The 11,496-nt window shown below is 39.0% G+C and carries 9 protein-coding genes; 1 reads left to right on the top strand and 8 read right to left on the bottom strand.

Features of this window, described 5'->3' with window-relative positions:
• Window positions 1-6 precede the first annotated feature (6 nt).
• The 7 genes from FB379_RS16540 to FB379_RS16570 all read right to left on the bottom strand — a co-directional run bounded on the left by FB379_RS16540 (window position 7) and on the right by FB379_RS16570 (window position 9,684).
• Complete coding sequence (locus tag FB379_RS16540; protein WP_144598432.1) at window positions 7-1,692, bottom strand: AMP-binding protein; 1,686 nt, start codon at window positions 1,690-1,692, stop codon at window positions 7-9.
• 20 nt (window positions 1,693-1,712) lie between these two features.
• Window positions 1,713-2,855, bottom strand: coding sequence for an acyl-CoA dehydrogenase (locus tag FB379_RS16545; RefSeq protein WP_063389478.1), 1,143 nt, complete (start codon window positions 2,853-2,855; stop codon window positions 1,713-1,715).
• A gap of 96 nt (window positions 2,856-2,951) precedes the next feature.
• Window positions 2,952-3,599, bottom strand: coding sequence for a TetR/AcrR family transcriptional regulator (locus tag FB379_RS16550; RefSeq protein ID WP_063389479.1), 648 nt, complete (start codon window positions 3,597-3,599; stop codon window positions 2,952-2,954).
• 655 nt (window positions 3,600-4,254) lie between these two features.
• On the bottom strand, window positions 4,255-4,419 hold the full coding sequence (locus tag FB379_RS19320) for a DUF4083 family protein (protein WP_082829585.1): 165 nt from the start codon (window positions 4,417-4,419) through the stop codon (window positions 4,255-4,257).
• Window positions 4,420-4,827: 408 nt separating this feature from the next.
• A complete protein-coding gene (locus FB379_RS16560) occupies window positions 4,828-6,291 on the bottom strand; it encodes an Msr family ABC-F type ribosomal protection protein (protein WP_144598433.1) in 1,464 nt (487 codons plus the stop codon).
• Entirely contained in the window at window positions 6,272-7,192 is a 921-nt protein-coding gene (locus FB379_RS16565; protein ID WP_144598434.1) for a putative RNA methyltransferase, read from the bottom strand. The genes FB379_RS16560 and FB379_RS16565 overlap by 20 nt, the downstream gene beginning before the upstream one ends.
• A 917-nt stretch (window positions 7,193-8,109) precedes the next feature.
• Window positions 8,110-9,684, bottom strand: coding sequence for a Vga family ABC-F type ribosomal protection protein (locus FB379_RS16570; protein WP_144598435.1), 1,575 nt, complete (start codon window positions 9,682-9,684; stop codon window positions 8,110-8,112).
• Between the two features lie 38 nt (window positions 9,685-9,722).
• Between FB379_RS16570 and FB379_RS18495 the strand changes: the two genes are divergently transcribed.
• Window positions 9,723-9,875 carry a hypothetical protein gene (locus FB379_RS18495; protein ID WP_158640213.1) on the top strand — a complete coding sequence of 51 codons (153 nt, stop codon included), beginning with the start codon at window positions 9,723-9,725 and terminating at the stop codon, window positions 9,873-9,875.
• A 485-nt stretch (window positions 9,876-10,360) separates the two neighbouring features.
• Here FB379_RS18495 and FB379_RS16575 read toward each other — a convergent pair whose 3' ends face one another.
• Window positions 10,361-11,320, bottom strand: a complete 960-nt coding sequence (locus FB379_RS16575) for a bile acid:sodium symporter family protein (protein ID WP_144598436.1) — start codon at window positions 11,318-11,320, stop codon at window positions 10,361-10,363.
• Window positions 11,321-11,496: the final 176 nt, after the last annotated feature.

Below are 11,496 nucleotides of genomic sequence, written 5' to 3' on the forward strand. Positions count from 1 at the left end.
CTCCTCCTATTCATGGGTTGTCTTTGTACTAAGAATTTGTTTAGCCTGCTCGCGCAATTTAAATTTTTGAATTTTTCCGGATGCTGTCATCGGATACGAATCGGTAAATTCAATATAACGGGGGATTTTATGACGCGATATTTTTCCGCGGCAAAATTCTTGAACTTCTTCAGCCGTCGCAGTTTGCCCTGGTTTTAAAATAATCCACGCCGTTACTTCTTCTCCGTATTTTTCATCAGGTACACCGACCACTTGAACATCTTGAATTTTCGGATGCTGATATAAAAATTCTTCAATTTCCCGTGGATAAATGTTTTCTCCGCCGCGGATGATCATATCCTTTAGTCTTCCAGTAATGCGGTAATATCCATTTTCATCCATTATTGCTAAGTCGCCTGTACGGAGCCATCCTTCCTCATCAATCGCTTCTTTCGTCGCTTCCGGATTGTTATAATATCCTTTCATGACATGATACCCTCGCGTACATAGCTCTCCTTGCACACCGCACGGTACTTCCTTGTTTGTGCCTGGTTCAACTATTTTGACTTCAACGTTTGGAAGAGCACGCCCGACTGTCTCGACGCGCAAATGAATAGGATCATCCGTTCTCGTCTGAGTAATGACAGGCGAAGATTCAGTTTGTCCATAAGCAATCGTAATTTCTTTGGCTCCCATTTTTTCGATGACCGCCTTCATTACTTCAATTGGACAATTTGATCCCGCCATAATTCCTGTCCGCAATGAAGACAGATCGTATTTTTCGAAATCAGGATCGTTCAACTCAGCAATAAACATGGTCGGCACACCATGTAAAGCGGTGCATTTTTCGTCTTGAACCGTTTGAAGCACTTGGGTAGCATTGAATTCTTGTATTGGTACGATCGTAGCGCCGACAGAGACGCATGCTAAGACGCCAAGCACGCAGCCAAAGCAGTGAAAAAATGGCACAGGAATACATAATCGATCATCTTTCGTGAGTTTCATGCATTGAGCAATATTGTAGGCGTTGTTGATAATGTTGTAGTGGCTGAGCATAACTCCTTTTGGAAATCCTGTCGTTCCTGAAGTGTATTGCATATTGATGACATCATGCGGGTCAAGGGAGTTCATTCGTTGATCGAGTTCATCTTCAGCGGTATCTTGAGCCATCGCCAAAAGATCATTCCATGTATATGTGCCAGGGTAACGCTTATCACCAAGAACGATGACATTTTTTAGACGTGGAAGACGCTTCGCCTTCAGCTGTCCTGGCTGACATTCGTACAGCTCCGGGGCAATCTCATAGATCGTGTCAATGTAAGAGGTATCGCGATATTGTTCGATTAAAAGAAGGGTCGTGGAATCTGATTGCTTCAATAAGTATTCTAATTCAGCTGTACGGTAGTTCGTGTTGACCGTCACAAGTACAGCCCCCATTTTACCTGTAGCAAACTGGCATGCCAGCCATTCAGGAGTGTTGGTTGCCCAAATTGCAATATGCTCTCCTGACTGAATGCCCAGTTTCATTAAGCTTCGAGCAACAAGACGACAATATTCATCAAACTGCCTGTATGTCATTCTAAGTCCGCGATCTGCATACACAACAGCCTCATGCTCTGGAAAAGCATTCGCTTTTTCTTCTAATAGTTTGCCAACCGTAACCTCTAACATCTCCGTCATAACATGCGCCTCCTTGTTTGAATAAATTTTCATCCTCTCCATTTTTCTGTCCTTTAACATCCAAGCTGACGGGCAATAACGAGCCGCTGAATTTCTGATGTGCCTTCACCAATTTCCATGAGCTTAATATCGCGCAAATGGCGCTCGACCCCATATTCTTTCATATACCCGTATCCTCCATGAATTTGAATTGCCTGATTACATATGCGGAAGCCAGCTTCAGAAGCGAACAGTTTAGCGAAAGAGGCTTCTTTTGTAAACGGTTTCCCTTGATCTTTTAGCCAGGCCGCTTTATACACCATGCTGCGGGCTAATTCGATTTCCATCGCCATATCGGCAAGCTTAAATTGAATCGCTTGGAATTTAGAAATGGATTGACCAAATTGTTTCCGTTCCTTCGCATATTGAAGCGCTTTCTCAAACGCGGCTTGAGCGATGCCAACGGCAAGAGCAGCAATCGAAATGCGACCGCCATCTAGAGTATATAAAAATTGCTTAAATCCCTTTGCCGGATCCCCTAATATGTTCTCTTTCGGCACGCGTACATTTTCAAGCACAAGCTCGCACGTATTCGAGGCACGGACACCCATTTTGTCGTAATTGCATTGAATCGTAAATCCCGGAGCGTTTGTTGGAACAATGAAAGCAGAGATGATGTTTTTATCCTTGTCATCCTTTCCGGTCACTGCGGTGACAATCACTTGTCTTGCATGCCCTGCATTCGTAATCCAGCATTTTTCTCCATTAATCACATATTCATCTCCGTCAAGCACCGCTCTCGTTCGGGTTCCGCCAGCATCTGAACCGGCATTCGGTTCAGTTAACCCAAACGCTCCCAACGCCTCTCCTTTGGCCATCGGAACAAGCCACTTTTGCTTTTGCTCTTCTGTACCAAAATAGTAAATAGGGCTTGCACCTAATGAGACAGCAGCAGCATAGCTAAGACCTGTTCCGCCACAGGCGCGGCCAATTTCCTCTACAGCAACAGCATATGAAATCGTATCGCCACCAGCTCCGCCATATTCTTCTGGGAACGGGATTCCCAATAGCCCTAGCTCTCCCATCTTTTTGAATATTTCGATGGAAAAATAGGCTTCTTCATCCCATTTCGCTGCGTTTGGTGCAATTTCCTTCTCAGCAAACTCCCTCACCATTTCTTTAATCATCTGTTGCTCTTTTGTAAGTTCAAAATTCATGCTCTCTCCCCCATTTCTAACATATTATTATAAAACCGACTAGTCGGTTTGTTTTTCATGAAAAATTTACGTTAACTAAAAATCATTTTTTAAATTTTAAAATGATTGAAGCGAAGCCTGCTTGCTTTTGATGAAATAAATGATATTTTCCGCCTTTTGCTTAGCCTTTTCTGTAAGGACAGAATGCAAAATAAAATCAATAAAATAGTCGGCAATTTGCTCGATTGTCATCGGCCCTTCCGGCTTATACCATTTATACGTCCAGTTCACCATGCCAATAATCGTCATTCCTGTAATTTCCACTGAAAGCTCTGGGCGAAACTCGCCTGCGTCAATTCCTTCGCGAATGACCCGAAAAATCACCTGCTTAAACTCATCACGCTTTTCATTAATTTTTTGTGCATACTCCGGCTTTAAATAATTGCTTTCTTGATAAAACACCGTTATATGTGGCTTATATAAATGAAATACTTTTACAAATGATTGAATAATAGCACATAAACGCTCTGTTGGGGTTTTGTAGTTTTCATAGGCCGCCTGTGCCTTGTTGAGCACATAGGTGATAAACACGTCGTGAATGTGATAAAGAAGTTCATCTTTTGATTTAAAATTATGATAAAAGCCGCCTTTTGATGCGTTGATTTCTGTGACAATCCGATCGACAGTAACCCCATGATAGCCGTATTGTTCAAAAAGATGCAGAGCCGTATCGATAATTCTTTCTTTTAAAGTTTTATTTGCCATAGAAAATCTCCTTCATCAGCTTATATTAACACAATTTTCAGAAAAGTTAAATATTTTATAGCTGTTATCTATAAAATACGTAATAAATGCCCCAAATGTCAATCCTCGTTTAATAAGATTGAGTCAAAATTTTGTGGGTATTTTCTTTTTTGTACAGAAGAATTTTTTTGAAAGCGTTTACTGAACTCCTTAGTTTGTTTGTGCAGTACCGTTTAGGATTTTTTAAATCTAACCATCGCTATCAAGGCATGATACATCGGGCTGCCAGATGAGTGTTGTAGATAAGGAACTGATCATGAAGACACAGATATTGCTTTGATTTGTTTGCTTTTCTCTCTTATAAAACAATCGTTTGATATCTTCGCACAAGAGTTAATAGTTGTTTTTTTCTTTCCTGACTTAAAAAAATTCCGGAATAGTATGTATTAATCTAAGTTCGCATGTTTCATAAATTCTCATTCCAAATTCATCCATTGGTACAGATACAATGTTCGTGCCGCAGGATCGGCATACATTTGAGTGCAGTTGGATAAATAGGTACTTCTTGAAATCTCCCTGAAGGCAATCGTTCCCCCTCAGACACAATGTTTTTAGGTTAGTTTTTGTCTAATTCTATGTTGTAAAACGGCCTCCTTAAACCGTCTAAAAGAATAGGTTATCCTTTGCTTTGTTTCTCTAACAGTTCAATGATTCTATCCAGCTTCTTATCAATTTGTGCTGAACTTTTCTCATGACTAATGATTTGACTACAAAGAACACTGCACGTGCAAAAGCAATAAGAAAAGCAAACATGACCAATGGAAAAATGAATGATTCCCAATCACCCATCCTCTTTTTTCTAACTGTATCACAAAGAAACAAAGGGCTGGAATCTTTGGTTGTATCCCGACTCACCATACAGTTAACATAACATTTTTATTAAAAACTTTAACAATCAGTAAATAGCAAATTTATTTTGATTGTTTGCTCTAGAGTGAAAAGCATCCATTATGCTTCTGTTTGATGCCCTTTAAAGAATTCTCTGTTTTTAATCCTTTTTCTTCTCCTTAAACTTCCATTTTTCCTTTACCTTCTTGTTTAATTATTTTCATTATTTTGTTTCAATGTTCATTTAACACATAGTTCTATTTTTGAAAAATAAGCGTTCACACTATACAATTTCTTATTAAAAAATCACCCGCCTAAAAAGGATTCTTATAAAAAAAGAAGCAGGAACGTCTTCCCTGCTTCAGTTTCTTAGCTTCAATTGTTGGTTTTCCATGACATATATATGATCTGCGACACGATCAATAAACATGCGATCATGCGATACGAGGATAACAGTTCCTTCATATCCTTTTAAAAAACGCTCTAACGCTTCAATACAAAAAACATCCAAAAAATTGGTCGGTTCATCTAAAATCAGTATATTGTATCTTCCTAAAAATAGTTGACACAAAACTAGACGGATAGCTTCGCCACCGCTTAAATTGCGGACGTTCTTTTCTAAATCATTTCCTGTAAAATTCATTGCGTGCAGAACTGCACGAATCTTACTTTCATGATAGTCGCTTCGTTCTTTCATAAATGAAACTACTGTTTCGTTCTTTTCAAATTGATAGCCCATTTGTTTATATGATCCGATGACAGCTTTCGGAGAAAGAATAATTCCTTCCCCTTGCTGGATGATATGACGAAGGAGTGTTGTTTTCCCTGAACCATTTTTTCCCGTGATAGCGACCGTGCTCCCTAATGGGAATTGGAAACTGGCTTCTTTAAGCAGAATTTTATTTCCTGCCTTAAGCGTCAATCGATCCGCCATAATGGGAAACTTATTGATCAGTTTGAGAGCAGCTGGCTGAGGAAAATAAAGGGTTTGTTCCTTTTTTGGCGCCTCTACTGCTTCGAGTTGCTCCGCACGCTGCTCAATCGCTTTTGCTGCACGTTGAATCGCCTTTTGGCTTGTATCCTTTGATTTCGTCATAAACATTTTATTTGCCTTTGCTTTTGTTTCCTTTTTTGACATACGTTTATTTGGCTGAGTAATTTTTTCAGCCTTTTTCATTTTCTCCTCAGCTGCTTTTAAAAGACGCGTTTTTTCTTTCACGTATTTTTCGTACTCTTTAAGCTGTCTATTCCGAGTGAGCTTTTTTTGTTCTGCGTAGTCTGAATAATTCCCCGTATATTCCGTTACACGCCCGTCTTCTACCTCCCAAATTTTTGTAACGAGTTCATCCAGCACATGACGATCATGGCTTACAAGAACAAGCGCGCCATAGTAATAACTTAGCTCATCAATGAAAAACTGCACACCGTCCTCATCTAAGTGTGTTGTCGGCTCGTCTATTAATAAACCTTCATGATAGGTGGAGAAAATTTCCGCTAATTTCAAACGAGTTTGTTCTCCGCCGCTTAAATTTTTCACTTCTGTTTGCGGGATTGACAACCTTCCTAGCAATTTATAATCGATTTCACGTTTAACCGGTCTTGACAGCTGATCAAAATAAGCAAAATCGACAAAGCGATGTACTTGACCTTTATCAGGCGTAATTTGGCCTGCCAAAAGCTTCAACAACGTACTCTTTCCGGCCCCGTTTTTTCCGACAATCCCGATACGATCAAATTGGTGTACGGCCAGTCGAGGAATATTTAATACAAGTTGGCCGGAAAATGAAACTTCAATATTATTTAACTCAATCAATACTTTTTCCATGATTCGCAGCCCCCATTCTTGTTGCAAATGTTTTCTTTACGCCTACTAAAATTTCCAAATCCACCATGATCTCAGCCGAATCCCGATTTATAAACGCATCAATACGCCCTTTATCCGCAGACCATGCTAGCGGGGTCATTTGCACCAAGTGTTTAAGATCAGCTTTATTAAGGTTCTTTGTGTAACATAAATGCTGCACATCCAGTAGATGGAGATGTTTTTTGAAAAGCGACACTGTTTGATCATTTTTATAGACCTTTTTTTCGTTGTGATCAAATAGTTCATCTCTCAGCTCTTTCAAATAATGAGGACGAGGAATAACTTTAATGACAAGTCCATCTTCGACTAATATCCTCTTGAATTCTTTGTAATTGGCAGGAGATAAGATATTTAGAATTACATGAAACGATTGATCCGCAAGCGGTGATGTTGCCAAGTCGCCTACCATCCAAATTTGGTTTTCGTATCTCTTCGCAGCCATGGCAATGCCTTCCTTTGAAATATCAAGACCAACCCCAGTCATTGCCGAAACCTTACATTCGTCCAAAATCCTTTGTAAATGGGAGCCCTCTCCGCACCCTACATCTGCAACCATTAAAGGTTTAAAAGAAACGTCCATATACTCCTTTATCGACCTTGCAATCGCTTCATGCACGAATGTGTATAAGTCGCTTTCCATAATGATTTTGCGTCTTGCTTCAAACAATTCCTTCTTGTAATGACTAGTAGAGGAACGAGTCATCAAGTTTACATATCCTTGTTTAGTGAAATCAAAAGTATGATTTTTAGAGCATATTAGGCTTTTCAAATCAACAACCCTCATCGAACTTTTACAGAGTGGACATCTGAATGCCGCTACAAATTCACTAACAAGTTCTGCACTTTTGATTTTTTTGGTCATGTGATCTCTCCCTTTCAAAATAAAAAAACACAGGCGATCTGCCTGTGATTCAGAGTAAAGGGAAGAAGACCCATCCTTATTTAAATTACGGGGCTATTTGAAGCCGTCACCAAATAAAGTGAAACTTCCATCAGTGGGCGACATGTGCTAGTGCCGATGAAGAAATGATGACGCTGCGTTTTTAATCGGCCTTCATCCCCACTGATGGTTAGCTAAACCAATCGGGCTTTTACGGGCAGTTATTCCCCACTTAGACTTATTATTTCAGCTTTAGTCTTGAAGCGGGGACTTATTGCCCGTTAAAGCGGGATAAACCTTCCTTTTGCTAAATAAAGGAAGGATAATTATACATATATAAAAAAGACAGACGAGACCCGTCTGTCTTCATATTACATATTTTCTATATGAAATGAAGATTATTAAAAAAGGACAGACTGCTCCCATTACTCTGCATTCACAAGCAGAGCCTTTGAACGTATTTAATTACTTAGTTCAAAGCTGGGAAACGCAATCTGACAGAATACACTTTTTAATAATCCTCCTTTAAATTTTCAGTACACCGATTATTATAGAGATCTTATCTGAAAAAGTCAAAGAAAACTAGCAATTATTCCGCTTTTATACAACATTTTCTTGAAGAAGCTGTCCATTAATCTCCTTTTAACTTGCTGATTCTCCCACCATCCTGATCCCTTTAGAAAACAATAATACCTGAAGTTTGTGACAGCATTTTGTGCTTAACACATACACGTGATCATTTTATAAGCTTTAAATGATCGTGATCCAAGCAGTTTCATCACTTCCTGTAAAATCTTTTCTGTATTTTTTGCTCAACTGTCCAAGACGATATTGGTATTGCTCTTTAAATAAAAGCTATACATCGAAATTACTTTGGTTCAAAAAAGAATTCTTCGCAATTATTCAAACTTGTCCAATTCCCTTTTTTCTCGTAAAAGTTTTTGAAATTCCATTTCTAATTCTTTAGATGGTTCGATACTTAAGCGACTTAGTACTTCTGATATTTTTGTTTCGAGTAAGAGACGTTTTTCTTTTGCAGTGTCTCGAGTTTTTTGCAGTTGAGCATGTTTATATTGCTGATAGGTTCCTTCAAAAAGTGCAATCTTTTGATTACGTATTGCCAAAATTCGTGTAGCGATATTTTCAATGAATCGGCGATCGTGGGAGACGAAGATCACGCTTCCTTCATACTCTTTTAGAAGAGACTCTAATGCTTCAACAGATTCCGTATCAAGAAAATTCGTCGGTTCATCTAAAATTAACGTATTGATATCACTTAAAAATAGTTTTGCCAGTGCAACTTTTACCCGCTCACCGCCGCTCAAAACCTCTACAGGCTTATAGACATCATCTCTGAAGAAATGCATTCTCGCAAGAACCGTCCGAATAAGTGTTTCATTCTGTTTAGAAGAAGACTGGACATTCTCAATAATAGATTTTTCCACATCTAAAATATTTAAATTTTGGCTAAAGTAACCCATTTTCACAGCCGGGGAAAGTGTAATGCCAGGCTCTTCGTTGATGATCTTTTTTACAAGCGTCGTTTTTCCACTTCCATTTGGACCGATAATCGCTAATTTATCACCACCGCGTACATGGAAGCTTGCATTGCTCCAAAGTACACGTTCGCTAATCCTGCCTGTTACATCCTCTACACGAAAGATAATTCGATTTTTAAACGCTTCTGCATTCGGCAAGTTCATCTTAAGCGGCGGGAGTTCTTTCACTTTTTCTACCTTTTCAAGTTTTTCTAATCTCGTTTCAATGGCTTTCGCTGTTTTTTGCAGCTTCTTTTGCTTTTTGGCAAAGTACGGCTTCGCTCCAGTAATTTTCGCCTCTGATTTACTTACCTTTTTAGGAGTCTTTGTTGCTCTTTCCGCTTTTTTCTCTTTTAATTTTAATGCTTCTTCTAACTGCTTTCTCTTTTTCTCGTATTTTTCATACGCTAACTGTTCTTGACGTCTCTCTACTTCTTTTTGTTCTACATAATCGCTGTAATTGCCTGTATATTCCTTAATCTTTCCTTCATTGATTTCCCATATGGTCGTACAAAGAGCATCCAAAAATTCGCGATCATGTGAAACAATGATAAATGCCCCCTGCCACTCTTTCAGTTTCTTTTCTAACCATTCAATATGGTCTGTATCGAGATTTGTCGTTGGTTCGTCTGCAAGTAAAAGCTCTGGATCTTTCACAAAAGCTTTTTGAATATATTCTTGCGTCACTTCACCACCGCTTTTTGTTGTATCTGTTCGTTTAAACTGCGGCAAAAGTTCAAATTGAGTATGTTGAATAACGCTCCCTTCCTCTGAAGAAATTTTTTTAGCTAAAATATGAAGTAACGTCGTTTTCCCACTTCCATTTCGACCAACTAATCCAATTCGATCTTTTTGATGGATTTCCAATCGATCCACATCTAGTAATAAACGATCCTGTACATAGTGCTTTATATGATGAGCTTCTAATAAGAGCATATGAACATCTCCTTTGTACTAACTTAGGAGACAAAAAAATGCCTCCTATATACATTCAGAATAGGAGGCATAAATATTTAGGGGCACACCAAAAAGAAACTATTCTTTTAGATCCACCTATAGAAGACCAATCCTATTCTGAAAAAACGACAATTGAAGTCATTGCAAACACAGCAGAGATTGTCTGCTAAACATAGCCTTCAATTGTAACCTTTCATAAATAGGATTAGTACTTCATTAGGTCAGTTCACCCTTCCGATCTTAAGTTTAAATTTACTATAAACGATTTACTAAGAATTGTCAAATGTTAATTGTAAATAAAAAACATTTTTGTTAATGGAACAAATTTTTACATTCCACTCATACATAAATAGCATTTGAGGAGTTTCGTCACGTTTACACATCGACAGCCTGACAAAATTAAATATTTCGAAACAATAATAAAGCGTATCAAGGTATTTTTGGGATTAGAAAACGTCCCAACTGCATTTGATGAACAACAAAAGATTTATAGTTCTGGCTCTGTCACGGTCATCAGAGTAAGACTTGTTGGCGAGCTGCCTAACGGAACAACAGCAACAGATTTAGACCTTAAAGTAACTCAAGTACCACTTTTTACTACAAAAAATAACAGCACAGACCTAGGTCATTGGTCTGTACTGCTAATCTTTATAGATCATGTTGTAATCGTTGATTGATTGCTTTCCTTCTTTTCACTTTTTTTACGGAAATAGGTCGCCACAATCGGTCCAGAGATGTTATGCCAAACGCTAAAAATTGCGCTTGGAACAGCGGCAATAGGCGAAAAATGAGCAGTCGCCAGCGCAGCTCCAAGTCCGGAATTTTGCATGCCGACCTCAATAGAAATCGCTTTTTGTTTCGGCTCTGACATTTTAAGCAGCTTCGCAAACCAGTAGCCGATCAGCAATCCAAGCCCATTATGAGCAACGACGATAAGGAAAATAAGAAGCCCGCTTTTTGCGATAGCCTGCTGGTTTTGAGCGACGACAGCAGCCACGATAGCCACAATAGCGATAACGGAAACGAGCGGAAGAATTTGAACGGTTGCTTTTACTTGTTTTTTAAACAACATTTGTACAATCAGTCCGAGAATAATAGGAATAAGTACAACTTTCACGATTGACCAAAACAGAGCACCGGCTGAAACGGACAGCCATTTCCCTGCAAGCAGCAAAATTAAGGACGGTGTTAAAATGGGAGCAAGCAGGGTTGACACGGACGTAACAGCGACTGAAAGCGCCGTATCACCTTTTGCCAAATACGTCATGACATTGGAAGCCGTTCCGCCAGGACAGCAGCCAACAAGAATGATGCCGATCGCTACTTCAGGTGAAACAGGCAATAAGGTAGCGAGCAAAAAGGCCAAAATCGGCATAATAAAAAATTGGGCGATTACCCCAATCAGCACATCTATCGGACGTGCGAAGACTTCCTTAAAATCATTGGCTGACAAGGTCAATCCCATTCCAAACATGACGATACCTAGCAGCGGCACAATATATGGGGCGACCCATGTAAATGCTTTTGGCTCAAAAAAAGCTAATGCTGCGAATAGTAATACCCAAATTGCAAAAGTATTGCTGACAAAATTGCTTAGTTTTACAAGAGTCCCCATTATTTCTTCTCCTTCCAATTTATGAATACAACAGCTATTATACATTTAATATTCAAAAAGTTTCAACTATAAAAATAATAGGGAGTCAGTCAAGACTTTGTGGGAATTTTTTTGGTTCGCTGAAAATAGATGTAAGTCATAGGTTAGCGAACCATTTTTTTGAATTTCATCCGTAA

This window comes from Aeribacillus composti, assembly GCF_007827555.1.
GTDB lineage: Bacteria > Bacillota > Bacilli > Bacillales > Aeribacillaceae > Aeribacillus > Aeribacillus composti.